Below are 22,721 nucleotides of genomic sequence, written 5' to 3' on the forward strand. Positions count from 1 at the left end.
GTCCCGGTCGGCGTCTCGTCCGGGCCTATGCCTTACCCTGCCTGCACGGCGGATCTGGCGGTCTTCTCTCTGGCGAACCCCTTGTGCGCCATCATCATGTCACTCCAGAGGCAGCCCTTTGTCCGCCCAACTGCGCCGGTTCTCCGGCGCAGTCAGAAGGATTGGCCGATGCCGGCATAGATGCCGTAGCGCGTGCCGCCGTCATAGGGATTGAGCGGCACGGCGAAATCGACCCGGATCGGCCCGAAGGACGTGTTGTAGCGAACGCCGATGCCGGCGCCGATCTTCACGTCGGAAAAGTCGGGCGCAGTCTTGGTCGAGACCGCCGCCGCATCGACGAAGGGCACGATGCTGATCGTGTCGGTGATGCCCACCCGCGCTTCGGCGTTGATATTGACATAGGATCGTCCGCCGAGCAGGTCGTCATCGGCATTGCGCGGGCTGATTTCCTGATAGGCGAAGCCGCGCACCGTGCCGCCGCCACCGAGATAGAAGCGGCGCGTGGCGGGAATGTCGGTCAATTCGCTGCCACCCGCGACGACGCCGGCCGAAAGCCGGGCGGCGAGCACCGTGCGGTCATCCGGGCCGATGCCGTAATAGCCGGAGATCGAGCCCTCGAAGGAGGAGAAGACCGTCGAGCCATAGATGTCGTAGCTCGGCTTGATGCTGGCCGTGGCGCGGTAGCCTTCGGTCGGGTTCAGCGTGTTGTCGCGCGCGTCGCGAACGAAATCGATTGGGAGGGCGGGCACGAGGTAGCGCCGCTTGTCGTCATAGGCGTCTTCCTCGATGTTCATCCAGCCGAGTTCCGCGCCGACCGACAGCGTGTCGATCGCTGTCAGTTCCTTGCTGACGCTGACAAGGCCGGTGATCGTCTGGGCCTTATATGCGTCTGGGTCGAGCATGGCAGCCCGGATGCTGGCGTTGAAGGCGGTGGTGGGGCCGAAGGCGCCGGGCTTGGTGAAGAGGATGCCGGCGGAATAGTCGAGCGCGGTCGCGTCCAGCGTCTCGCCGAGCCGGCTGACGGAGCCTTCGATACGCAGCGATTCCGCTTCGCCGAACAGGTTGCGGTGACCCCAATAGCCCTGCAGCCCGAAGCCGTCGGTGGAAGAGAAATCGGCGCCGACGCCGAAATAGCGGTGCTTGCCTTCCGAGACCTCGATGGTCAGCGGCAGGCTGCCATCGCGGTCCAGCGTCTCGGCCTCGCGAATGGTGATGGAGGAAAACACCCCGAGCTTGCGCAGCCGCTCCTGCGCTTTGCGCATCTCCTCCGGCGAATAGCGCTGGCGCTGGTCGAGGCGCGAATATTCGCGCACGAAGTCCGGGTTGACCGTGCGCGCGCCCTTGATCGCGACAGTGCCGAAGGGCGCCACGGGGCCGCTGTCGGCGGCAATGGTGACATCCACCCGATTGGTCTTGTGGTCGGCCACCGCGGTGCGGGCGGAGAGCTTGGCGAAGGGGCGGCCACCTTCCTTCAGGTCCTCGACCACCTTCTCGCCAGCCTTGATGATCAGAGTCGAGTCCGCGCGCTCACCCGGCTCCAGGTCGTAATCCTTCGGATCGCGCCCGCCGGCATCCTTCTCGAACGTCACGGTGCCGAAGGTGAAGACCGGTCCGGGATTGACGGTGACGACGACCGGCACCGGCGCGCCGTCCGGGAAATCCGGGTCGGGAGGCAGGGAATCGAGCGGCTGGCCGTTGACGGTCACGTCCACCGTGCCGCCATAGCGCGCCTTTTCGTAGAGCGCCGCCAGCAGCCGGTCGCGATCGTCGCGCGCGCGCAGCGCAAGACCGAGATCGCCCGAGACCGGCTGGTCCTCGTCCTGCTTCAGCCGCGAGGCGTTTTCGATCGCCTCTTTCAGTTCCGTATCGTCGGTGTTGTCGTTGAGCGTCAGGCTGTATTCGACGGGATCGATGACCTTGGCGGCCTCTTCCTCATCCTTGCCCCAGAGCTGAATGCCGAAGAGCTTGAAGGCCATGGCCGGAGACAGCGATCCGCACAGAAAGAGGCCTGAAAGCGCGAGCGCCAGGCCGGCCTTCCGATACGCAGGACTGAGAAACGGCAAAGGCATTCGATTCCGCATCCCGTGCGAGAAGGTGCCGACAACGCCCGCCCACGGATAGCGACCGCCGCCACGGACTGACGCCCGCTTATGGGAAGGCACCCTACACATCCTGGAGGCGAGCCTGAAGCCCTTGTACGGCTTTCAACAAGTCCTCGCGGCAAATACGGGCATGAGTGTGACGTTCGGGCGACAAGCGGGCACGGGACCCGCTTATCCTCGTGATCGATCACGGCTTTTGCCGCAAGGCTTTGGCTCAGTAGCCGCGGCAATCGTCGATATAGCGGCGGCCGTAGCGATCGCGATAATAGCACTGGCCCGGCTGTTCGGAGACCCGGCCGATCACCGCGCCGGAGACGCCGCCGATCGCTGCGCCGACGGCTGCGCCGCGCACATTGCCGGTGACCGCGCCGCCGATGATGGCACCCGAAACGGCGCCGATGCCGGCACCCTTTTCGGTTTGGGTGCAACTCGCGGCCGTGAGGCCGACAAACGCGAGGATGATGGCTTTCTTCATCATGGCTTCTCTCCTTTGACCCGGCACGTCTGTTGCGTCCGGTTTGAATGGGTGGGTTCTCTGTCGAATCTCGGTTTTCGTTCGGCACGTGGTTGCGTTGCAAGCCCTCCCCAGCGCCGCCGATCAACGGCCGGAAGGTGACACGAGATGAGATGAACAGAAGCTGAAGACAACGCGGCTTGCGCAATGGTCGTTCAGAACAGGCCACCTGTAAGGTTAGAAAGAGGTTAAGAGCGCATGGCGATCTCTGCTGAGCGGTCTTGACCCCGACCATACTGGAATGGAAGAAGGCGATCGGCTATTCTGGGTGTGCCCCGGGGTAGGGGCCAATTGCCGCAGCCATGGCGAGAGGCGTCAAATTGCAATTGACGCAGCTGGCGCATTTTGCGCAAGAGAAGGCCGTGGTTTGGAGACAGGCATGGATTTCGAGCGTTTTTTCAAGGCGGAACTGGACGGACTTCATCAGGAAGGCCGCTACCGCGTCTTCGCCGACCTTGAACGTCAGCGTGGCGCCTTCCCCAAGGCGCGCCGCCACACGGCCGATGGCGTCAAGGACGTGACCGTCTGGTGCTCGAATGACTATCTCGGCATGGGCCAGCATCCGGCCGTCATCGAGGCGATGAAGTCGGCGATCGACCACTGTGGCGCCGGTGCCGGCGGCACCCGCAACATTTCCGGCACGACGCATTACCATGTCCTGCTCGAGCGCGAACTTGCCGATCTGCATGGCAAGGAATCAGCCCTGCTCTTCACCTCCGGCTACGTGTCCAACTGGGCCGCGCTCGGAACGCTCTGTTCGCGCATTCCCGGCGTGATCGTCTTTTCGGACGCCGGGAACCACGCCTCGATGATCGAGGGCATCCGCCACTCGAAATGCGAGCGGGTAATCTTCAAGCACAATTCTGTGGCCGATCTCGAAGCCAAGCTGGCCGCCGCCGATCCGAAGGCGCCGAAGATCGTCGCCTTCGAGAGCGTTTATTCCATGGATGGCGACATCGCGCCGATCCGCGAGATCTGCGACGTGGCCGACCGCTACGGCGCGATGACCTATCTTGATGAAGTGCACGCCGTCGGCATGTACGGCCCGCGCGGCGGCGGCATCGCCGAGCGCGAGGGGCTGATGGACCGGCTGACGGTCATCGAAGGCACGCTGGGCAAGGCCTTCGGCGTCATGGGCGGCTATATCGCCGCCTCCGCCGCGCTCTGCGACTTCATCCGCTCCTTCGCCTCCGGCTTCATCTTCACCACCGCGCTGCCGCCGGCGCTCGCCGCAGGCGCGCTGGCGTCAATCCAGCATCTGAAGACCAGCCAGGTTGAGCGCTTCGCCCATCAGGAGCGGGTTCGCCGCCTGCGCGGGCTGCTCGACCGCAACGGCATCCCGCACCTTTCCAATCCCAGCCATATCGTACCGGTCATCGTCGGCGACGCCGCCAAGTGCAAGTGGATCTCCGACCTGCTGCTCGACAATTGGGGCATCTACGTCCAGCCGATCAACTATCCGACCGTGCCGAAGAAGACCGAACGCCTGCGCATCACCCCGACGCCCTTGCATTCGGATGCCGATCTCGACCATCTGGTTGGCGCCCTGCATCAGCTCTGGTCGCGTTGCGCGCTGGCCCGCGCGGTGGCCTGAGGCGGCATTCGGTCCGCATCTTTCTGCTTGGGCCCGCTTCGGCGGGCCTTTTGCTGTGGGCGGATGCGCCGCGGACGTGCATGAAGCGTCGGGATATGCTTTCAGAAGAAAGCGGAGAATCGGGAGGCAGGTGCCATGGGCTGGGGCGAAATTTTGTTGCGGGGCGTGGTCATCGGCGCGGGCGGGACTGTGCTCATGGATCTCTGGGCCGTGTTTCTGGCGCTGGCCTTCGGACACCCCAAGGCCAATTGGGCGCCGGTCGGCCGCTGGTTCGCCCATCTCTCCCGGGGCACAGTCTTCCATACCGATATCGGCCAGGCAGCCTCCTTCCCGCAGGAAAGTGCGCTCGGATGGGCCGGCCATTATGCGGTCGGCATCGTCTACGGCATCGTTCTCGCGCTGGTGATGGGTAGCGCCTGGCTCGCCGCGCCAACCCTGCTGCCGGCGCTGGTCTGGGGCATCGTCACGGTCGCGGCCGGCTGGTTCCTACTGCAGCCTGGGCTTGGCCTCGGCGTCGCTGCCTCGAAACTGCCGAACCCCAATCGGGTGCGGCTCTTGAACCTTGCTGCCCATGTCGCCTTCGGCCTTGGGATGTGGATCACGGCGCTCTTGATCGCCTGAGCCTGACGCACTGCCTTGATCGTGTCAGCCGATGTCGCGGACGGATGGACGGCCGGCACGGCGGCACGCTAGCTTGGCCCCCGCATGCGGCCGCAGGGGGAGCCTGGTCGCCTGCGCCCGCCGAAGAGCCCCGAGAGACTGTCCATGAAAAGCTATGTCCTGACCGTCACCTGTCCTTCCACGCGCGGCATCGTCGCGGCCATAACCGGCTATCTGGCGGACAAGGGCTGCTACATCACCGATTCCTCGCAGTTCGACGACCTTCATACCGGCCTGTTCTTCATGCGCCTCACCTTCACCAGCCAGGAAGGCGCGGCGATCGACGAGCTGGAGTCGGGCTTCGCCCCGGTCGCCGAGCGCTTCGACATGACCGCCTCGATCCGCGACCTCGAGACGCGCATGAAGGTGCTGCTGATGGTCTCGCGCTTCGGCCATTGCCTGAACGACCTGCTCTATCGCTGGAAGATCGGCGCGCTGCCGATCGAGATCGTCGGCGTCGTCTCCAATCATTTCGACTATCAGAAGGTCGTGGTGAACCACGATATTCCTTTCCACCACATCAAGGTAACCAAGGACAACAAGCCCCAGGCCGAGGCGCGGCTGATGGAGATCGTCGAGCAGTCGGAGGCGGAGCTGATCGTGCTCGCGCGCTACATGCAGGTGCTCTCCGATGCGGTCTGCAAGAAGATGTCTGGCCGCATCATCAACATCCACCACTCCTTCCTGCCGAGCTTCAAGGGCGCCAATCCCTACAAGCAGGCTTATGAGCGCGGCGTGAAGCTGATCGGCGCCACCGCTCATTACGTGACCGAGGATCTCGACGAAGGCCCGATCATCGAGCAGGACACGATCCGCATCACGCACGCTCAGTCGCCGGAGGACTATGTCAGCCTCGGGCGCGATGTCGAGGCGCAGGTGCTCTCGCGCGCCGTCCATGCCCATATCCACCATCGCGTCTTCATGAACGGCAACCGCACCATCGTCTTCCCGGCAAGCCCTGGCTCCTATGCCTCGGAGCGCATGGGCTGACGACGGCCGCAGCCCAGGGAGCGGTGAGAAGTCTGGCTTGACAGGCGCGGCCGAAACCGTCCCCATGGCGCCATGTCGCACCTCCCCGCTTCGCCGCTTCGTCCCGTTCTCCGCGTCGATTTCCCTGGCGAACGCCTGGGGCGCGGCAAGATCGCGCTGCTCGAAGCGATCCGCGAGACCGGCTCCATCTCGGCGGCCGGCCGGGCGCTCGGCATGTCCTATCGCCGTGCCTGGCAGCTGGCCACGGCGCTGAACACCATGTTCGGTCAGGAGGCGATCGCCTCGCAGCGCGGCGGCAAGCAGGGCGGCGGTGCGGCCTTGACCCCCTTCGGCGAAGAGCTGATCCGCCGCTTCCGGTCCATGGAGAACAAGGCCGCTACTGCTCTTCAAGAGGATCTCGACTGGCTCGATGCGGCGCGGCGTCCTCAAGAGCCGGCTAAGGATCAAGAGCCACAGTCTTGATCACCGCATGGACCTTTTGTCCGACGCTGAGCGCCAGCAGCTGACAGGATACAGCGGTAATGCGGGCGGACAGGGCCGTTCCTCGGCAGTCGAGCATCACGTCCACCTGATCCTCGCCTGCCGGCACCAGGGCGGTGATGGTCGAATCGATCACGTTGAGTGCGCTCAAGCCCTCTGGTCGCTGCGTGGCGATCAGGACGTCGCGCGCGGCGATCCGCAGCCGCACGGTTCGGCCGGGGACAAGCGCCCGTTTCGGCAGCTTCAGCTGAACCGCACCGGCTTCGATGATCGTCAAGCGCGGGTCCGGCTGTTCGGCGCTGACGGTGCCGTGCACCACCGTTCCCGCCTCGCGCCGGTCGATGCTGAGGCTCGCCGAGGGCAAGCTCAGCATGTCGGCGGCACTGCCGCTGCCGGCAAGCCGGCCTTGCTCGATCAGCAGCACCCGATCCGCAAGACGCGAGACCTCGGCGACGGAATGGCTGACATAGAGGATCGGCACCGCCGTCTCGTCGCGCAGCCGCTCGAGAAAGGGCATGATTTCCGCCTTGCGCCCCTCGTCCAGCGAGGCGAGCGGCTCGTCCATCAGCAGCAGGCGCGGCGCCGCCAGCAGCGCACGGCCGATCGCCACGCGCTGCTTCTCTCCGCCGGAAAGGCCCTCCGGCCGGCGCGCGAGCAGGGAGGCGATGCCGAGCAGGTCGACCACCCGGTCGAAGTCGCCGGCATCCGTCCGTCTTGAGGAAAGCCAGCGTCCGTAGAGCAGATTGCGACGGACGCTGAGATGCGGAAACAGGCGCGCCTCCTGGAAGACGGTGGCAAAGCCACGGCGGTGCGCCGGCAGAAAGCGGCGCGTCTGCGTGTCGACGAGGGTTTCGCCGTTAAAGAGGATGCGCCCTTCATCCGGGCGGAGCAGGCCGGCGACCAGGCGGACGATCGAGGTCTTGCCGGCACCGGAGCGGCCGAAGAGCGCGGTGATCCCGCCGCCGGTTTCGAAGGTGAGGTCGAGAGAGGCGGCGCCGAGCCGGTGGCGGATGGAAAGGCTCAGCGTCATGCCGCCTCTCCGCGCCTGCGCGCCGCATGGGCAAGAAACTCCGACAGCATCAGCGCCGTCATGGAAAGCGTGAGCGATACGAGCGTCAGCCGCAGCGCGCCGGCATCGCCGCCCGGCACCTGGGTAAAGCTGTAGATGGCGGAGGCGAGCGTCTGCGTTTCGCCGGGAATATTGGAGACGAAGGTGATCGTGGCGCCGAATTCGCCCATGGCCTTCGCGAAGGAGAGGATCATGCCGGCGATGATGCCTGGCAGGATGAGCGGCAGGGTGACGGTGGCAAAGACCAGGACCGGTGGGGCGCCGAGCGTGGACGCTGCTTCCTCGAGCTTGCGATCCACCGCCTCGATCGACAGGCGGATGGCCCGCACCATCAGCGGAAAGCCCATGACTGCACTGGCGAGCGCCGCACCCGTCCAGCGGAAGGAGAGGACGAGGCCGAAGGCCTGGTCGAGAAATGCGCCGATCGGCCCCCGCCGGCCGAACAGGATCAGCAGCAAATAGCCGGTGACGACCGGTGGCAGGATGAGCGGCAGGTGGACGAGACCATTGAGGAGCGCGCGCCCCGGAAAACGCCCGCGTGCCAGGGCGAGGGCGATCAGCAGGGCAGGGGGCAGGCTCGCCAGCATGGCCACGGTCGATACCTTGAGGCTGAGGCGGATCGCCACCCATTCCGCCTCGCTCAAGACCAGCCAGTCCACATCCGTCCCTTCCCGCGCCGCTCGTCCGCTTTTTCCGCCTGTCCGGCTTGGCGGCGGTAAGCGCTCTGCCTCCCGCGGAGGCTCTCTGCCTGTTACTGCGATTCCTTGGGGAGGAATGTAAAGCCCTGCGCCTCGAACAGCGCCTTGGCCTTGGCTGAGCGGAGGAAAGCGAGGTAGGCCTCGGCTCCGGGGTTGGTGCTCGCCTTCAAAATCGCGGCGGGGTAGAGGATCGGCGGATGGCTATCGTCGGGAAAGGTGCCGACAATGCTCACGCCCGGATCGGCTGCCGCATCGGTCTGGTAGACGATGCCCAAGGGTGCCTCGCCGCGGGAGACGAGGAGCAGGGCAGCCCGGACATTTTCAGCACCTGCAACATCCGCCTCGACTGAGGGCCAGACGCCGAGCGACTGCAGGGCCGCCTTGCCATATTTGCCGGCCGGTACGCTGTCGACCGCGCCCATGGCGAGCTTGCCGCCTTTGAGCGCGCCCTTCAGATCGAAGCCTGGCGCAATGGGAATCGGCTGCGCCTTGGCCGCGCCGATCAGCACCAGCCGGTTGCCGAGAAGATTGGTGCGGGTCTCCGAGCGCACGAAGCCCTTGCTCTCCATGGTGTCCATCCAGGCGAGGTCGGCGGAGATGAAGAGATCGGCGGGCGCGCCGGCTTCGATCTGCTTGGCGAGCGCCGGGCTTGCGGCATAGGAGGCGGTTGCGGCCTGACCGGTCTCGGCCTGAAAGGCGGCATTGATGGCGTCGAGTGCGTTCTTGAGGCTCGCCGCCGCAAAGACCGTCACGGGCTCGCCTGCCTGTGCCAGTGGCGCAGGCGCCGCTGAGCCAAGGCCAACGGCGGCAAGACCGACGACCAGCATCCTCATCATCACCCGTCTTTTCATGTGCGAAAGCCTCCGTTCGGCGTCGTATTTGCTCGAATATAACGAAGTCCTGAAAGTTGACCAGCGCTATATTCGGAAAAATATAATGCCCGGCAAATGGGGACGTGGACTTGTCGCAGGGGCGGGATGATCTATCGTCCCTCCAATCGAGTTTCGAAGGAGATGCATGGCGTGGCAGGCGGAGAGGTGAAGCTGGAGGAGAGCTGGAAGACGGCGCTCGCCGCGGAGTTCGAGAGCCCCTACATGGCCGCACTCCGCCAGTTTCTGCAGAGCGAGAAACAGGCGGGCAAGCAGATCTTCCCAAAGGGATCGGAATATTTCCGCGCGCTCGATCTCACGCCGCTCGACGAGGTCCGCGTCGTTATTCTCGGCCAGGACCCCTATCATGGTGAGGGCCAGGCCCATGGCCTCTCCTTCAGCGTCCGCCCGGGCGTGCGCCTGCCGCCCTCGCTCGTCAATATCTACAAGGAACTGCAGGCCGATCTCGGCATTCCGCCCGCCCGCGATGGCTTTCTCGAGCATTGGGCGCGCCAGGGCGTGTTGCTGCTCAACAGCGTGTTGACCGTGGAGCGCGCCCTTGCCGCCTCGCATCAGGGCAAGGGCTGGGAAAAATTCACCGATGCGGTCATCCGCGCCGTCAATGCCAAGCCGGAGCCGGTGGTCTTCATCCTCTGGGGCTCTTACGCGCAGAAAAAGGCCACCTTCGTCGACCGTGACCGCCACCTGGTGCTGCGCTCCGCCCATCCCTCGCCGCTTTCCGCCCATAACGGCTTCTTCGGCAGCAAACCCTTCTCCCAGGCCAACGCCTTCCTGAAGGCGCACGGGCGGGGGGAGGTGGATTGGGGAAGGGGAGGGAGTGATCAGTGAGCAGTGATCAGTGAGTAGCGAATAGGTAGTAGGAAGTGCGTACGCCGCTATCCTGCAAGGCTCCTTACCGAGAACGCGATCTGGCTACGACTTACTGATCACTGATCACTGATCACTGATCACTATTCGCTCCCTCCCCGCCCGCCTCGCCACCACACTCTCCCGCCACACGGTGAAAATCCCGGCGCTGATCACGATCAGGGCGCCGGCGATCATGGGGAGGGTGAGCACCTCGTTGAAGAGGGTGACGCCGATGATCGAGGCGAAGACCAACTGGAGATAGGTGACCGGCTGGATCTCAGAGGCATCGAGGCTCTCATAGGCCTTGATCAGGAAGTAATGGCTGGACGAGCCGGTGAGGCAGAGGAGGACCATAAATCCCCAGTCCGCTGGCGCGAGCGTCGTCCAGTAGAAGGGGCCGATCAGGCTGATTGCCGCTGCCCCGGCGGCGCCGGTATAGAAGAAGCTCGTCATGGCGCTGTCCTCGCGGCTGACCAGCCGCGTCGTCACGACATACAGGGCGAAGACCAGCGCGCTGCAGATCGGCACGATCAGGAACGGCTCGATCGTGCCGCCGCTGGGCTTGAGGATGAGCAGCACGCCGACGAGTCCGACGGCAATCGCGCTCCAGCGCCGCCAGCCGACGCGCTCGCCGAGGATGAGGATCGACAAGAGCGCCACGAAGATCGGCCCGACGGAGAAGATCGCCTGCGAACGGGCAAGCCCGACATGGGCGAAGGAATAGACGACGAGCACGATCTGCAAGACGAGCAGCAGACCGCGCAGCACCTGCACCACCGGCCGGCGCGTGCGGATGGCGGCGCTGAGCCCGCCCGGCGAGCGGGCGGCGATCAGGATCACGAAACCGGCAAAGGCCCAGTAGCGGATCATGGTGATGAAGATCGGCGGATAGAGGCCGCCGAGATGTTTCGAGATCGTATCCTGCGCCGTGAAGATCAGGATGGCGATGAAGAGGGAGACATATCCTGAGCGCTTCGACGTCATGACAGCCGACATAGCCTCTCGCGCGTCGTTCGCCAGCAAAAAGCGCGGAGAGGGCCACATTTCCCGAGTTATGCACGCTCACTGGATTGATAAGCGGTAACGAACAAGTCAACAGCACTGGTCACACGTGCCTCTATTCCAGCAATCACGCCTTCGACGCCGACACCAAGGGGCAGCCTGTAATTGGCGAGGCCCTGCCACATTCCGATGAGCTGCTCAGCAGCCTCTGAGGCTGAGGGCACGGCAAGTTCGCCTTGCACCATGGCCGCCTCGATCATCGCTGTAAGATTGTTGTGGGTTTGACCGGGGCCTAATTCATAGATAAGGAAGGCAATGTTTCTGACGGGGACATTCAGCCTTATATTTTCTTTGATCGCATTTGCATTCAAAAGCAAAACAACAGAGTTTCTCAATATAACTCTAACAGTCATGGCCGCCCTGTCGGCACTTGCCGCGATATATGGGTTCGGCATGGCCGCATACATGACCTACACGAGTCGGATCGGTAAGAAACGGAAAAGGGAGCGTCTACTTAACCTCAAGGGGCAGCTTGCCCCGTGGACAGGTCGGGAAGATGTCCTTGATGTCGGCTGTGGCCGCGGCCTCATGATGGTGGGCGCTGCGCGACGGCTGACAAGCGGAAAAGCTGTCGGCATCGACCTTTGGCGCGAAGAGGATCAGGCCGAAAACACGCCGGAAGCGGCTCTTGAGAATGCTCGCCTTGAAGGCGTTGCGGATCGCGTGAGCATAGAAACAGGCGATGCCCGTGCGCTACCCTTCGCCAATGCCAGCTTTGACGTCGTGCTGTCGCATTGGGTGATCCACAACATACCCGAAGCGGCAGACCGCGCCCGCGCTTTGGATGAAATGATGCGCGTTTTGCGGCCGAGCGGTGTGCTGGTGCTGGCCGATATTGCCAATAAGTCGGAGTATGAGGCCCATCTTAGAACACAGGGTTTGGCCAATATCCGTGAAGTTACGGGCGGATTAGAGGCTCAAATTGCTGGTATTCTGAGCGGTGGGGCGTTCAAGCCGCAAGCATTGGTTGGCATCAAAACTTGATTGCTGTCTCATAATGGCGACCTTGCGAGCTGTTCGACGCTCCTGACTTTTTGGATCGGGCAGCCGCCCGATCCGCGCTGCCGTTGCCTGTCGCCGGTCAATCCTCGCGGAAGGTCCGCTGCATCTGCTCGGTCAGTGGCTTGGCGAGGTAGGAGATGACCGTCCGGTTGGCGATGCGGATATAGGTCTCGGCCGGCATGCCCGGATAGAGCTGCAGATCCTTGAGCTTGGCCAGGCTCTCCGGCTTGGGCCGGATCCGGATCGGATAATAGCTGACGCCGGTCCGCTGGTCGGTCACCTGGTCGGGCGCGATGTTGACGACCTCGCCATCGACCTCGGGTGTCGTGCGGGTGTTGAAGGCGCTGAAGCGGATGTCGACCGGCTGGCCGGGGGTGATCTGGTCGATGTCGTGGGTGGCGACACGCGCTTCGACGGTCAGGCTGTCGGCCTCCGGCACCACCAGCATCAGCACTTCGCCGGGATTGACGACGCCGTTGACCGTGTGAACGGCGAGCTGCGAAATCCGGCCGGCGATCGGCGAGGTGATGTCGAGGCGCTTCAGCTGATCGAGCGCAGCGACGCGGCGATCCTCGTTCTCGGCGATCTTGCCCTCAACCTCGGTCAGTTCCTTGGCGTTTTCGCTGCGCATGTCTTCGTCGAGCTGCAGGATCTGCAGGTCGATTTCGCTCGATTTGCCAGCCGCCTGGGCCCGCGCCGCCAGCCGGGCGCCGCGCTCGCCCTCGAGCTGGGCACGGTCGCGCTTGAGCGCAGTGACGCGCTGCATCGAGACGAGGCCCTGAGCGTAGAGCTTGTCGACGCCGTCGAGTTCGTCGGCAATCAGCTTCAGTGAATCGCCGACCGCGGCAAGCTGCACCGTCTGTCCCTCGATCTCCTCCTTCAGCTGCGCCTTGCGGGCGTTGAGCTGATTGACCATGCCGACCCGCGCGCTCTTGCGGTTTTCGAAGAAATTTCGCTCGCTCTCTGCCAGGATGCGCACGGAGTCGCCCGACGTCAGGGCCGTCAGGTCTTCCGGGATTGTGAAGGTCTCGGCGCCGAGCTGCTCGGCGCGGATACGGGCGCGCCGCGCATAGAGCTGGGCCAGCGAATTCTGCACGATCGACAGATTGGCTTTCACCGTGGTCGGGTCGAGCCGCAGCAGGACTTCGCCCGCATCGACGCGCTGGCCTTCGCGAACCAGCAATTCGCCAACGATGCCGCCGGTCAAATGCTGAATCTTTTTGACATTGGTGTCGACCACCACCGTGCCGGAGGCGACGATGGCGCTGGACAGCTCCGTGGTCCAGGCCCAGCCACCGATGCCGCCGACCAGCACCGCTGCCATGACGCCGACGGCGAGCATGTGTTTGGAGAGCGAGCGGCGAGCCGTTCCGCTTCCTCCTGCAGCGCGCGAAGGTGCGGGAGCCTGCGCCGGTACGGTAGCTGGGGTTGAGGCGGAAGTCCGTTTCGAAAGCTGGTTCACTTGCTGGTCTCCGGTCCGTCGCTCACGACCTTCAGCGCTGCCGGGCCGCCCACTTGGGCGACTTGGCTCTGGCGGCCTGGCTGGCGGAGGATCTGGGCCAGAACCTCGTCCTTCGGGCCGAAGGCCTGCATGCGACCATCGGCCATCATCAGGACGAGATCGACGCTGGTGAGCGCGCTCGGCCGATGGGCCACGACGATGACGATACCGCCGCGGGCGCGCACGCTGAGGATCGCCTCGGACAGCGCCTGCTCGCCGTCGGCATCGAGATTGGAATTGGGCTCGTCGAGGACAACCAGGAAGGGTTCGCCATAAAGCGCACGGGCGAGGGCCACGCGCTGGCGCTGGCCGGCGGAAAGCGCCGAGCCGCCATCGCCGATCTCGGTCTCATAGCCGTTCGGCAGCTTGAGGATGAGGTCGCTGACGCGCGCAGCCTTGGCGGCCGCCACGATCGCCTCCGACGAGGCATTCTCCTCGAAGCGGCAGATATTCTGCGCGACCGTGCCGGCGAAGAGTTCGACATCCTGGGGCAGATAGCCGATATGCTTGCCGAGCCGGTCCGCATCCCACTGGTCGAGCGCTGCGCCATCCAGCCGCACCGCGCCGCGGAACGACGGCCAGACGCCGATCAGCGCCCGGGCGAGCGAGGATTTGCCCGAGGCGCTCGGTCCGACGACGCCGAGCGCGCTGCCGGCGCGAATGGTGAAGGTGACATCGGCAAAGGTGATGCGCTGAACGCCGGGCGGGCCACCCGCCAGGTTCTCCGCCGACAGCCGTTCGCGGGGCGCGGGCAGGGCCATCGGCTCGTCCGCCTCCGGCAGAACCTTGAGAAGGTCGTTCAGCCGCGCCCAGCTCTGTCGGGCCAAGACGAAGCCGCGCCAGTTGGCGATCGCCAGTTCCACCGGCGCCAGCGCCCGGGCGGTGAGGATCGAGCCGGCGATGATGATGCCGGGTGAGGCCATGCCCTCGATGACCAGCAAGGCGCCGGTGGCGAGCACGCCGGACTGCAGCGCCATGCGAAAGACCTTGGAGAGCGAGCCATAGCCGTTGGAAACGTCCGAGGTCGTCTGATTGTACTGCCGGTAGAGGGCGTTGCGCGTCTCCCACTGCTGCGACATGCGCCCCAGCATGCCCATCGACTGCATCACCTCGGCATTGCGCTGCGAGGCCTGGGCGAAGGCATTGCGCATATTGCCGGCTTCTGACGCTTTCTTGGACGGGCCCTGCGTCCCGCGATTGGTGAGGAAGGTGAGCACCACGAGGATGAGCGACCCGCCGATCGCCACATAACCGATCACCGGATGGAAGAGAAAGCAGATGCCGATATAGAGCGGCAGCCAGGGCAGATCGAAGAAGGCGGCCGGCCCGGTGCTTGAAAGGAAGGAGCGCACCTGGTCGAAATCGCGCAGAGGCTGCAGGCCATCGCCATGGGTGCGGATCTTCAGCGGCGAGCGGACGACCGCGCGGTAGATGCGCGAACTCATGGCCTCGTCGAGCGCGCCGCCGATGCGCACGAGCATGCGGCCACGCACGGTTTCGAAGGCGCCCTGGAAGCAGTAGAGCATCAGCGCGAGCAGGCAGAGCGCGATCAAGGTCGGGATGCTGCGGCTCGGCAGCACGCGGTCATAGACCTCGAGCATGAAGAAGGAGCCGGTCAGATACAGGATATTGACCAAAGCGCTGGCCACGGCGACCCCGATGAAGGCGCCCTTGCAACTGCGCAAGGCTTCCGCCGGTTCCGCACTCTTCGTCTTGCTGATCGCCATCGTTCCTCGCGCCCGGCGGCCCCGCGCCGTCCGGTCTCTTTATGGGCCATGGATCGTTTCAAAAGCTTTTCCAAAGGACCCATTCTCCCTGGAGAACAGTCCACGCGCCACGAATCCAGCCTACTCCCGGTCTCAAGGCGACAATCATGGCTTTTTTTACGGTGCCCGACCTCCATGTGCAATAGAAATATCTAATGTAAGTGTCTGTTTTCTGAAGAGATCGCGAGGAGAAAGATCTCTTCTTGCCAGATCGTTCCGGCTCGGCAAAAGACAGTTTGCACAAAGGACAGACAGATGCGCCAGGTCTTCGTTGTCGGAATTGGAACGGGCGATCCCGATCATCTTACCTTTCAGGCCGCCAAACTCCTGGCGCGCGCCGATGTCGTCTTCATTCCCTTGAAAGGCGAGGAGAAGCAGGCGCTGGCGGATCTGCGTCGGGAGATCATGCGCCGCCATGGCCACCCCGGGCAGAGGGTCGTCGAGTTCGCGCTTCCCCGCCGCCGCACCGAGGGCATCGGCTATGCAGAGGGTGTCGCCGAGTGGCACGCCGCCATCGCCCGGCTCTATGCTTCGCTGCTCCGCGAGCATCTGGGCGAGGATCGGGCCGGCGCCTTTCTCGTCTGGGGCGATCCGATGCTCTACGACAGCACGCTGCGCATCCTCGATCGGGTGCGTGCGCTGAACGCTGTGCCGTTCGCGGTCACCATCGTGCCGGGCATCACCAGTATCCAGGCGCTCGCCGCCAGCCATGCGATCCCGCTTAATGCGATCGGCCAGCCGGTGACGATCACGACCGGGCGGCGGCTCAGGGAGAGTTTTCCGGATCCGGCGGGCACGGCGGTGGTCATGCTCGACGGCGAGCAGGCCTTCTTGAACCTCGACGATCCGGAGACCACCATCTATTGGGGCGCCTATCTCGGCCTGCCGCAGGAGGTGGTGATTGCCGGCAAGCTCGGCGCGGTCAAGGACAGGATCGTCGAAACGAGGGCCGCGCTGCGCGCCGAGCACGGCTGGATCATGGATATCTATCTCTTGCACCGGGCAGAAGCGGAAGCCGCAGACGAGGCTTGAATTTGCATGGCACGGCTCCGGTGGGTATGACGGAGTTTTGGATCGACCAGCCGCCGGCAAAGCCCGGCCCGGAAAGCCATGAACGCCAAACCGACGATCACCCTGGCAGATGCGCAGGCAGCTGGTGTCCCGCCCGGCACACGCCGCGGCGCCTGCCCGAGCCTTGCCGCGCCGATGGCGACCGGCGATGGGCTACTCGTGCGGTTGCGGCCCGAGGGGGGCGCCCTGTCGCTCGCCGCACTCGCCGCTCTCGGCCAGGCGGCGGACCGCTTCGGCAACGGCCGTCTCGATGTAACGGCGCGGGGCAATCTGCAGGTCCGCGGCCTGCGGCCCGATACGGTGGACGGCTTTGCCGCGGCGCTGGATGATGCCGGGATTGCGGTCGAGAGTGGAACAGCCATCGAGGTGCCGCCTCTGGCCGGGATCGACCACTCGGAACGCGCCGACCCACGCCCGCTCGCCGCTGAGCTCAAGATCGCAAGCCGCGCCGTCTCCCTGGCGCCGAAGCTGACGGTCATCGTCGATGGCGGCGGATGGCTGTCGCTGTCGGATCAATCGGCGGATCTGCGGCTGGAAGCCGTCAGCGCTGTTGCCTGGAGACTGGCCTTGGCCGGCACGGCGGCCACGGCGCAGCCTATCGCCATTGTCGATGCCGCGCAGGCGGTCGAGGCCGTTCGGATCTGCTTTGCTGCCCTTGCGAGTCTCGGGCCGGCGTCGCGCGGGCGGGATCTGGACCCCGCCTTTCTTCAGCGCACGGTGCTTTCCGAATGTCTGGCGCAGCCTGTCCCGCAAACTGCGCCCGCGAGCGCCGCCAAGGGGGTGAGAATGGGCAAGCCGATCGGCCGGCTGGATATTCCCGGTTGCCCGGCGCTGGGCGTCGCCCCGGCTTTCGGGCAAATGCGGGCAGAGGCTCTGATGGGCCTGGCGGAGTTGGCAGCACGATTTGGCGTGGATGCCATCCGGCCAGTGGCCGGCCGGGCCCTGTTGATGACCGGGCCACTTCTCCAAGACGCCGACACGCTCGCCCGATGTGCGGCAGAGCTCGGTTTCAGTGCCGATGCCGCCGATCCGGTGCACAGGATTGCTGCCTGTACCGGGCGGGCCGGCTGCGCCTCGGGTGGGCTCGATACGCAGGCTGCCGCGCGGCGCGTGCTCGCGGCAGCGCCGAGCCTTTTTGATGGCTCGCTCGATCTTCATCTCTCCGGCTGCGCCAAGGGCTGCGCCCGTCCTGCGCCGGCCGGCCTTGTCCTGGTCGCGACGCCTTCCGGCAAGGGTCTCGTCGTCGGCGGAACGGCATCAAGCCGGCCGATCGGCTATCAGGAGGAAGGGAGGCTCGGCGAGGCGATGTCGACGCTCGCTGGGTTGGTGGAGGCGGAGAAACAGGTTGGCGAATCGGTTGCGGCCTGCCTTAAACGGCTGGAGCCGGAGCGGATCGCGGCCGTGTTTTCCAGAGGCGGACCGGAAGCCGGCCTGCCGCGACAGGATTGAGAATGCTTCAGACGACTGAGCCCGGTTACGATTACATCAAGGATGGCGCCGCCATTTACGAGCGTTCCTTTGCCATTATCCGGGCCGAGGCGGATCTGACGCGCTTTTCAGAGGAAGAGAGCGATCTCGCCGTGCGCATGATCCATGCCTGCGGGCTGGTGGAGGCGGCACGCGACTTCGTCTTCTCGCCGGGCTTCGTGACGGCCGCTCGCTCTGCCTTGGCCAAGGGTGCGCCGATCCTCTGCGATGCCTTCATGGTGGCCCAGGGCGTAACGCGCGCCCGCCTGCCGGCCGGCAACGCTGTTCTTTGCACGCTGCGCGAGCCTGAGGTGGCGGCGCGCGCTTCCGAGATCGGCAATACCCGCACGGCCGCCGCGCTGACGCTCTGGGGCGACCGGCTGGAGGGCGCGGTGGTGGCGATCGGCAATGCGCCGACGGCACTCTTCTTCCTGCTGGAAATGCTGCGCGATGGCGCGCCGAAGCCGGCGGCGATCCTCGGCATGCCGGTCGGCTTCGTCGGCGCGGCGGAATCGAAGGATGCCCTGGCCGAGAATTCCTATGGCGTGCCCTTCGCCATCGTGCGCGGGCGTCTTGGCGGCAGCGCGATCACGGCGGCGGCGCTCAATTCGCTCGCGAGGCCGGGCCTATGAGCGGCGCTCTCCACGGCCGGCTCTACGGCGTCGGGACGGGGCCGGGTGATCCGGAGCTCCTGACGCTGAAGGCGCTCCGCATCCTGCGCGAGGCGGATGTGCTCGCTTATTTCGCCAAGGCCGGCCGCCGCGGCAATGGCCGCACGATCCTCGACCGGCTGGAGGGAGAGGGACTGCTGACCGCGCTCCTCGGCACGGCCCCGTCCGGTGACCTCGGCAAGGCCGAGCGGCTGGAACTGCCGCTCTATTATCCGGTGACCACCGAGATCGACAAGGAACATGACGACTACAAGGACCAGATCGGCGCCTTCTACGATGAATCCGCCGCCCGCCTTGCCGCCCATCTCGATCGGGGCGCGACGATCGCGGTTCTGAGCGAGGGCGATCCGCTCTTCTACGGCTCCTATATGCATCTGCATGTGCGGCTCGCGCCGCGCTATCAGGCGGAGGTGGTGCCGGGTGTCACTGCCATGTCCGGCTGCTGGTCGCTGGCCGGCCTGCCGATCGTGCAGGGGGACGATGTGCTCTCCGTCCTCCCGGGCACGATGAGCGAAGCCGAGCTTTCCCGGCGACTGGCCGATACGGATGCGGCCGTCATCATGAAGGTCGGACGCAACCTGCCGAAAATCCGCCGGGCGCTGGCAGCTGCCGGCAAGCTCGCCGAGGCCATCTATGTCGAGCGCGGCACGATGCAGAATGCCGCCACGCAGCCGCTTGCGGAAAAGGCGGACGACGTGGCGCCCTATTTCTCGCTGGTGCTGATCCCCGGCTGGCGGCAGAAGCCTTTGCCCGTCCCGGTGATCGAGGCGCTGAGTCTTGCGGGCGTCGCCACGTGAGCGCGGAGACGGGAGCGGCCGGCCGCGTCACCGTCATCGGCACGGGACCCGGCGATCCGCGGCAGATGACTCCCGAGGCCAGCGAAGCCGTGGCCCGCGCCACGCGCTTCTATGGCTATGGCCCCTATCTCGACCGGTTGACGCTGAGGCCCGACCAGAAGCGCATCGCCTCGGACAATCGCGAGGAGCTCGACCGCGCCAAGGCGGCGATCGAGGATGCGCTCGCCGGCCACGAGGTCTGCGTCGTCTCCGGCGGCGATCCCGGCGTCTTCGCCATGGCGGCAGCACTTTGCGAGGCGATCGACCATGGGCCGGATGCCTGGAAGGCGATCGGGTTCGAAGTCGTCCCCGGCGTCACCGCCATGCTGGCGGTCGCCGCGCGCATCGGTGCGCCGCTCGGCCATGATTTCGCGGCGCTGTCGCTCTCCGACAATCTCAAGCCCTGGGCAGTCATCGAGCGCCGGCTGCAGCTTCTTGCCGAGGCGGGGCTGGTGATCGCACTCTATAACCCGATCAGCCGCGCCCGGCCCTGGCAGCTGGGCGCCGCCTTCGACGTGCTGCGCGCCGTGCTGCCGCCGACCGTTCCGGTGATCTTCGGCCGTGCGGCCGGACGTCCGGACGAGGCGATCCGGGTGCTGCCGCTTGGGGCAGCCGATCCTGCGCTCGCCGATATGGCCACCTGCGTGATCATCGGCTCGCCGGAGACCCGCCGCGTGCCGCGGCCGGGCCAGAGCGAACTCGTCTATACGCCGCGCTTCTTCGCAGGCGCCAGCACATGATCGGCGAAGGCCAGCACCTCGTCTATGCGCGACGCCTGGCGGAGGTCGGGGAGCGGCGGGCGCGCCACGAGGATGACCGGCAGGCCGATCCGGCGGGCGGCGGCGATCTTTCCATAGGTTGCAGCACCGCCGCTGTTCTTGGCCACCACCACCTCGATGCCCCGCGCGCGCAGCAGCGCCTCCTCCGCCGCCTCGTCGAAGGGGCCGGTCGCAAGCAGGCTCTCCATGCGCGGCAGCGTCAGCGGCGGATCGACGGGGTCGACGCTGCGGATCAGGTAGGCATGCTGCGGCGCTGCCTCGAAAGCCGCCGCTTCCTGCCGGCCGATCGCCAGGAAGACGCGCTTCGGCGCGTCGCCAAGCGCAGAGACCGCTTCCGTCACCGTCTCCACCTCCTGCCAGCGATCGCCGAGCTGTTTCTGCCAGGCCGGGCGGGTCAGCTGGATGGCGGGCACGCCGGTCTCGGCTGCCGCACGGGCCGCATGGGCGGAAATCCTGGCCGCGAAGGGATGGGTGGCGACCACCATGAGCCGAAAACTGCCCTCTTTGAGAAAGCGCGCCAGACCCTCCGCGCCGCCAAAGCCGCCGACCCGCACGGGCACCGGCTGAGGCCGGGGCGAGAGCGTGCGGCCCGCGAGCGAGAGCAGGGGCGCGAGATCAGGGCGTGCGGCAAGCGCTTCAGCGACCGCCTTGGCTTCCGTCGTTCCGCCCAGAATGAGCACCGGGTGTGGACCCATGTCTGATCGCTCCGCCTCGTCTCATGCGCCCTGGCTCACCGTGGTCGGGCTGGGCGAAAACGGTCTAGCGGGTCTCGGCCGCGAGGCCAAGCAGGCGATCGCCGCGGCGCGAACTGTCTTCGGGGGCACCCGGCATCTGGAGCTGGCACAAGATCTGATTACCGGCGAGGCGCAGGCCTGGCTGAGCCCCTTCGAGCGCTCAATGGAGGCGGTGGCGGCGCTGCGGGGTACGCCGGTGACGGTGCTTGCTTCCGGCGACCCATTTCTTCACGGCGTCGGCGTCACGCTCGCGCGGCGGATCGACCCTGCGGAGATGCGGGTCATCCCGGCACCCTCGGCCTTCAGCCTCGCGGCGGCGCGGCTCGGCTGGGCGCTGCAGGAGACGGTCTGCCTCTCGCTGCATGGCCGCCCGATCTCGCTCATCCGCCCGCATCTCCACCCCGGCACCCGTATCCTGGCGCTGACATCGGACGAGACGGGCCCGGCAGCGCTGGCAGCGCTTTTGACCGAAGCCGGCTTCGGCCCTTCACGGCTGACCGTGCTCGAAGCGCTGGGCGGCCCTCGCGAGCGGATAAGGCTGAGCGCAGCGCGCGAACTGGCGCTCTCGGACTGTGACCCCCTGAATATCTGCGCGGTCGAGGTCGTGGCTGAGCGCGGTGCCGCGATCTTCGGGCTGGCGCCCGGTCTTGACGATCACCTCTTCGAGCATGATGGCCAGATCACCAAGCGCGAGGTGCGGGCCCTGACCCTCTCCGCCCTGCGCCCGCGGCGTGGCGCGCTGCTTCTCGATATCGGCGCCGGGTCCGGATCGATCGCGATCGAATGGATGCTTGCCGATCCGAGCCTCAGGGCCATCGCTGTCGAGGCGGTGCCGGAGCGCGCCGCGCGCATCCGCCGCAATGCCGAGCGATTCGGCGTTCCGTTTCTGCGCGTGGTCGAAGGCCCGGCCCCGGCGGCGCTTGCCGATCTTCCCGCGCCCGATGCGATCTTCCTCGGTGGCGGCGGCAGCGAGCCCGGTGTCCTGGATGCGGCGCTGGCGCTGCTTGCGCCGGGCGGACGGCTGGTCGCCAATGCGGTGACGCTGGAGATGGAGGCGGTGCTGCTCGCCCGCCATGCCGCGCTTGGCGGGTCGCTGCTGCGCATCGACATCGCCCGTGCCGCGCCGGTCGGCGGGATGACCGGCTGGCGCCCGGCCATGCCGGTCACCCAATGGACCTATGACAAGCCTTCAGGCGAGGAGACCGCGCGGCCATGACCGTTCATTTCATCGGGGCAGGGCCGGGTGCGGCCGATCTCATCACCCTGCGCGGCCGCGATCTCATCGCCCGCTCGCCGGTCTGCCTCTATGCCGGGTCGATCGTCTCGCCGGAGCTGCTCGCCTACTGCCCGGAAGGTGCCCGCATCATCGACACCGCGCCGTTGTCGCTCGACGAGATCGAGGCGGAATATCTGCGCGCCGAGGCGCAAGGGGAGGACGTGGCGCGACTGCATTCCGGCGATCTCTCCGTCTGGAGCGCTGTGGCCGAGCAGATCCGCCGGCTGGAGGCGCATGGCATCGCCTATACGCTGACGCCGGGCGTGCCTTCCTTCGCGGCGGCCGCGGCGGCGCTGAAGCGCGAGCTTACCATTCCGGGTGTTGCCCAGAGCCTGGTGCTGACGCGCGTCTCCGGCCGTGCCTCGTCCATGCCGGGCGGGGAAACCCTGGCAGGCTTCGGCGCCACCGGCGCGACGCTCGCCATCCATCTTGCCATCCACGCCCTGCCGCAGGTGGTGGCCGAGCTCACGCCCCTCTATGGTGCCGACTGCCCGGTCGCCATCGTCGTCAAGGCGAGCTGGCCGGATGAGCGGGTGCTGCGTGGCACGCTGGAGACGATCGAGGCGCAGGTGGCAGCCGAGCCGATCGAGCGCACGGCGCTGATCCTGGTCGGCCCGTCGCTCTGCGCCGAAGAGTTTCGCGAGAGCGCGCTCTATGACGCCGCCTATCAGCGGCGGTTCCGCGGGCGGGACGGGCTGTAGTCGAGAGAG

Annotated in this window: 23 protein-coding genes; 13 read left to right on the plus strand and 10 right to left on the minus strand. The window is 66.1% G+C overall.

Annotation, left to right across the window (positions count from 1 at the left end; translation table 11 throughout):
* Nucleotides 1-152 precede the first annotated feature (152 nt).
* Nucleotides 153-2,069, minus strand: a complete 1,917-nt coding sequence (locus ACLE20_RS07145; protein WP_410939589.1) for an autotransporter assembly complex protein TamA — start codon at nt 2,067-2,069, stop codon at nt 153-155.
* Between the two features lie 247 nt (nt 2,070-2,316).
* A complete protein-coding gene (locus ACLE20_RS07150) occupies nt 2,317-2,577 on the minus strand; it encodes a glycine zipper domain-containing protein (protein ID WP_410939886.1) in 261 nt (86 codons plus the stop codon).
* Nucleotides 2,578-2,995: 418 nt separating this feature from the next.
* On the opposite strand from ACLE20_RS07150, the gene hemA reads away from it, so the two are divergent.
* From hemA to ACLE20_RS07170, 4 genes are all read left to right on the plus strand, one after another.
* Nucleotides 2,996-4,210 (plus strand): 5-aminolevulinate synthase, encoded by a 1,215-nt coding sequence (gene hemA / locus ACLE20_RS07155; protein ID WP_410939590.1) that lies wholly within the window; start codon nt 2,996-2,998, stop codon nt 4,208-4,210.
* 135 nt (nt 4,211-4,345) lie between these two features.
* Nucleotides 4,346-4,831 (plus strand): DUF2938 domain-containing protein, encoded by a 486-nt coding sequence (locus ACLE20_RS07160; protein WP_410939591.1) that lies wholly within the window; start codon nt 4,346-4,348, stop codon nt 4,829-4,831.
* 144 nt (nt 4,832-4,975) lie between these two features.
* Nucleotides 4,976-5,860, plus strand: coding sequence for a formyltetrahydrofolate deformylase (gene purU, locus ACLE20_RS07165; protein ID WP_410939592.1), 885 nt, complete (start codon nt 4,976-4,978; stop codon nt 5,858-5,860).
* Nucleotides 5,861-5,932: 72 nt separating this feature from the next.
* On the plus strand, nt 5,933-6,322 hold the full coding sequence (locus ACLE20_RS07170) for a winged helix-turn-helix domain-containing protein (RefSeq protein ID WP_410939593.1): 390 nt from the start codon (nt 5,933-5,935) through the stop codon (nt 6,320-6,322).
* On the opposite strand, the gene modC is transcribed toward ACLE20_RS07170, so the two are convergent.
* From modC to modA, 3 genes are all read right to left on the minus strand, one after another.
* A complete protein-coding gene (gene modC, locus ACLE20_RS07175; protein ID WP_410939594.1) occupies nt 6,297-7,370 on the minus strand; it encodes a molybdenum ABC transporter ATP-binding protein in 1,074 nt (357 codons plus the stop codon). The two genes, ACLE20_RS07170 and modC, sit on opposite strands and share 26 nt — an antisense overlap.
* Nucleotides 7,367-8,068: a molybdate ABC transporter permease subunit gene (modB, locus tag ACLE20_RS07180; protein ID WP_410939595.1), complete on the minus strand. Its 702-nt coding sequence runs from the start codon at nt 8,066-8,068 to the stop codon at nt 7,367-7,369. Before modB ends, modC begins: the two co-directional genes overlap by 4 nt.
* Nucleotides 8,069-8,160: 92 nt before the next feature.
* Entirely contained in the window at nt 8,161-8,958 is a 798-nt protein-coding gene (gene modA, locus ACLE20_RS07185; RefSeq protein ID WP_410939596.1) for a molybdate ABC transporter substrate-binding protein, read from the minus strand.
* 162 nt (nt 8,959-9,120) lie between these two features.
* Between modA and ung the strand changes: the two genes are divergently transcribed.
* Nucleotides 9,121-9,825, plus strand: a complete 705-nt coding sequence (gene ung / locus ACLE20_RS07190; RefSeq protein WP_410939887.1) for a uracil-DNA glycosylase — start codon at nt 9,121-9,123, stop codon at nt 9,823-9,825.
* Nucleotides 9,826-9,930: 105 nt separating this feature from the next.
* On the opposite strand, the gene ACLE20_RS07195 is transcribed toward ung, so the two are convergent.
* Both ACLE20_RS07195 and ACLE20_RS07200 read right to left on the minus strand, forming a co-directional pair.
* Nucleotides 9,931-10,830, minus strand: coding sequence for a DMT family transporter (locus ACLE20_RS07195; protein WP_410939597.1), 900 nt, complete (start codon nt 10,828-10,830; stop codon nt 9,931-9,933).
* A gap of 68 nt (nt 10,831-10,898) precedes the next feature.
* On the minus strand, nt 10,899-11,303 hold the full coding sequence (locus ACLE20_RS07200; protein ID WP_410939598.1) for a TetR/AcrR family transcriptional regulator C-terminal domain-containing protein: 405 nt from the start codon (nt 11,301-11,303) through the stop codon (nt 10,899-10,901).
* A 10-nt stretch (nt 11,304-11,313) separates the two neighbouring features.
* Between ACLE20_RS07200 and ACLE20_RS07205 the strand changes: the two genes are divergently transcribed.
* Nucleotides 11,314-11,892 (plus strand): class I SAM-dependent methyltransferase, encoded by a 579-nt coding sequence (locus ACLE20_RS07205; RefSeq protein ID WP_410939599.1) that lies wholly within the window; start codon nt 11,314-11,316, stop codon nt 11,890-11,892.
* Between the two features lie 97 nt (nt 11,893-11,989).
* On the opposite strand, the gene ACLE20_RS07210 is transcribed toward ACLE20_RS07205, so the two are convergent.
* Nucleotides 11,990-13,252 carry an HlyD family type I secretion periplasmic adaptor subunit gene (locus tag ACLE20_RS07210; RefSeq protein WP_410939600.1) on the minus strand — a complete coding sequence of 421 codons (1,263 nt, stop codon included), beginning with the start codon at nt 13,250-13,252 and terminating at the stop codon, nt 11,990-11,992.
* A gap of 116 nt (nt 13,253-13,368) precedes the next feature.
* Nucleotides 13,369-15,138, minus strand: a complete 1,770-nt coding sequence (locus tag ACLE20_RS07215; RefSeq protein WP_410939601.1) for a type I secretion system permease/ATPase — start codon at nt 15,136-15,138, stop codon at nt 13,369-13,371.
* A 294-nt stretch (nt 15,139-15,432) separates the two neighbouring features.
* Between ACLE20_RS07215 and cobF the strand changes: the two genes are divergently transcribed.
* The 5 genes from cobF (at nt 15,433) to ACLE20_RS07240 (ending at nt 19,962) form a co-directional block, all read left to right on the plus strand.
* The gene (gene cobF, locus ACLE20_RS07220; RefSeq protein ID WP_410939602.1) at nt 15,433-16,209 is read left to right on the plus strand and encodes a precorrin-6A synthase (deacetylating); all 777 of its coding nucleotides are present in this window, start codon (nt 15,433-15,435) and stop codon (nt 16,207-16,209) included.
* 78 nt (nt 16,210-16,287) lie between these two features.
* Entirely contained in the window at nt 16,288-17,697 is a 1,410-nt protein-coding gene (gene cobG / locus ACLE20_RS07225) for a precorrin-3B synthase (protein ID WP_410939603.1), read from the plus strand.
* 2 nt (nt 17,698-17,699) lie between these two features.
* On the plus strand, nt 17,700-18,347 hold the full coding sequence (locus ACLE20_RS07230) for a precorrin-8X methylmutase (RefSeq protein WP_410939604.1): 648 nt from the start codon (nt 17,700-17,702) through the stop codon (nt 18,345-18,347).
* The gene (locus ACLE20_RS07235; RefSeq protein WP_410939605.1) at nt 18,344-19,183 is read left to right on the plus strand and encodes a precorrin-2 C(20)-methyltransferase; all 840 of its coding nucleotides are present in this window, start codon (nt 18,344-18,346) and stop codon (nt 19,181-19,183) included. The genes ACLE20_RS07230 and ACLE20_RS07235 overlap by 4 nt, the downstream gene beginning before the upstream one ends.
* On the plus strand, nt 19,180-19,962 hold the full coding sequence (locus ACLE20_RS07240) for a precorrin-3B C(17)-methyltransferase (RefSeq protein WP_410939606.1): 783 nt from the start codon (nt 19,180-19,182) through the stop codon (nt 19,960-19,962). Before ACLE20_RS07235 ends, ACLE20_RS07240 begins: the two co-directional genes overlap by 4 nt.
* Here the strand turns inward: ACLE20_RS07240 and ACLE20_RS07245 are convergent.
* On the minus strand, nt 19,926-20,696 hold the full coding sequence (locus ACLE20_RS07245) for a cobalt-precorrin-6A reductase (RefSeq protein ID WP_410939607.1): 771 nt from the start codon (nt 20,694-20,696) through the stop codon (nt 19,926-19,928). The genes ACLE20_RS07240 and ACLE20_RS07245 overlap by 37 nt on opposite strands.
* Between ACLE20_RS07245 and cbiE the strand changes: the two genes are divergently transcribed.
* Together cbiE and cobM are read left to right on the plus strand one after the other, a co-directional pair.
* A complete protein-coding gene (gene cbiE / locus ACLE20_RS07250; protein WP_410939608.1) occupies nt 20,695-21,951 on the plus strand; it encodes a precorrin-6y C5,15-methyltransferase (decarboxylating) subunit CbiE in 1,257 nt (418 codons plus the stop codon). The two genes, ACLE20_RS07245 and cbiE, sit on opposite strands and share 2 nt — an antisense overlap.
* Nucleotides 21,948-22,712, plus strand: a complete 765-nt coding sequence (gene cobM / locus ACLE20_RS07255; RefSeq protein ID WP_410939609.1) for a precorrin-4 C(11)-methyltransferase — start codon at nt 21,948-21,950, stop codon at nt 22,710-22,712. The genes cbiE and cobM overlap by 4 nt, the downstream gene beginning before the upstream one ends.
* Nucleotides 22,713-22,721 lie beyond the last annotated feature (9 nt).

The organism is Rhizobium sp. YIM 134829 (assembly GCF_046546455.1).

Bases quoted from the DNA above. Each gene is read 5' to 3' on its own strand.
- modA (WP_410939596.1), bottom strand. From the start codon at position 8,958: ATGAAAAGACGGGTGATGATGAGGATGCTGGTCGTCGGTCTTGCCGCC.
- modC (WP_410939594.1), bottom strand. From the start codon at position 7,370: ATGACGCTGAGCCTTTCCATCCGCCACCGGCTCGGCGCCGCCTCTCTC.
- ACLE20_RS07210 (WP_410939600.1), bottom strand. From the start codon at position 13,252: ATGCTCGCCGTCGGCGTCATGGCAGCGGTGCTGGTCGGCGGCATCGGT.
- ACLE20_RS07245 (WP_410939607.1), bottom strand. From the start codon at position 20,696: ATGGGTCCACACCCGGTGCTCATTCTGGGCGGAACGACGGAAGCCAAG.
- purU (WP_410939592.1), top strand. From the start codon at position 4,976: ATGAAAAGCTATGTCCTGACCGTCACCTGTCCTTCCACGCGCGGCATC.
- ACLE20_RS07160 (WP_410939591.1), top strand. From the start codon at position 4,346: ATGGGCTGGGGCGAAATTTTGTTGCGGGGCGTGGTCATCGGCGCGGGC.
- cbiE (WP_410939608.1), top strand. From the start codon at position 20,695: ATGTCTGATCGCTCCGCCTCGTCTCATGCGCCCTGGCTCACCGTGGTC.
- ACLE20_RS07150 (WP_410939886.1), bottom strand. From the start codon at position 2,577: ATGAAGAAAGCCATCATCCTCGCGTTTGTCGGCCTCACGGCCGCGAGT.
- hemA (WP_410939590.1), top strand. From the start codon at position 2,996: ATGGATTTCGAGCGTTTTTTCAAGGCGGAACTGGACGGACTTCATCAG.
- cobG (WP_410939603.1), top strand. From the start codon at position 16,288: ATGAACGCCAAACCGACGATCACCCTGGCAGATGCGCAGGCAGCTGGT.
- ACLE20_RS07200 (WP_410939598.1), bottom strand. From the start codon at position 11,303: ATGCCGAACCCATATATCGCGGCAAGTGCCGACAGGGCGGCCATGACT.
- ACLE20_RS07195 (WP_410939597.1), bottom strand. From the start codon at position 10,830: ATGACGTCGAAGCGCTCAGGATATGTCTCCCTCTTCATCGCCATCCTG.
- cobF (WP_410939602.1), top strand. From the start codon at position 15,433: ATGCGCCAGGTCTTCGTTGTCGGAATTGGAACGGGCGATCCCGATCAT.
- cobM (WP_410939609.1), top strand. From the start codon at position 21,948: ATGACCGTTCATTTCATCGGGGCAGGGCCGGGTGCGGCCGATCTCATC.
- ACLE20_RS07230 (WP_410939604.1), top strand. From the start codon at position 17,700: ATGCTTCAGACGACTGAGCCCGGTTACGATTACATCAAGGATGGCGCC.
- ACLE20_RS07145 (WP_410939589.1), bottom strand. From the start codon at position 2,069: ATGCCTTTGCCGTTTCTCAGTCCTGCGTATCGGAAGGCCGGCCTGGCG.
- ACLE20_RS07235 (WP_410939605.1), top strand. From the start codon at position 18,344: ATGAGCGGCGCTCTCCACGGCCGGCTCTACGGCGTCGGGACGGGGCCG.
- ACLE20_RS07170 (WP_410939593.1), top strand. From the start codon at position 5,933: ATGTCGCACCTCCCCGCTTCGCCGCTTCGTCCCGTTCTCCGCGTCGAT.
- ung (WP_410939887.1), top strand. From the start codon at position 9,121: ATGCATGGCGTGGCAGGCGGAGAGGTGAAGCTGGAGGAGAGCTGGAAG.
- ACLE20_RS07215 (WP_410939601.1), bottom strand. From the start codon at position 15,138: ATGGCGATCAGCAAGACGAAGAGTGCGGAACCGGCGGAAGCCTTGCGC.
- ACLE20_RS07205 (WP_410939599.1), top strand. From the start codon at position 11,314: ATGACCTACACGAGTCGGATCGGTAAGAAACGGAAAAGGGAGCGTCTA.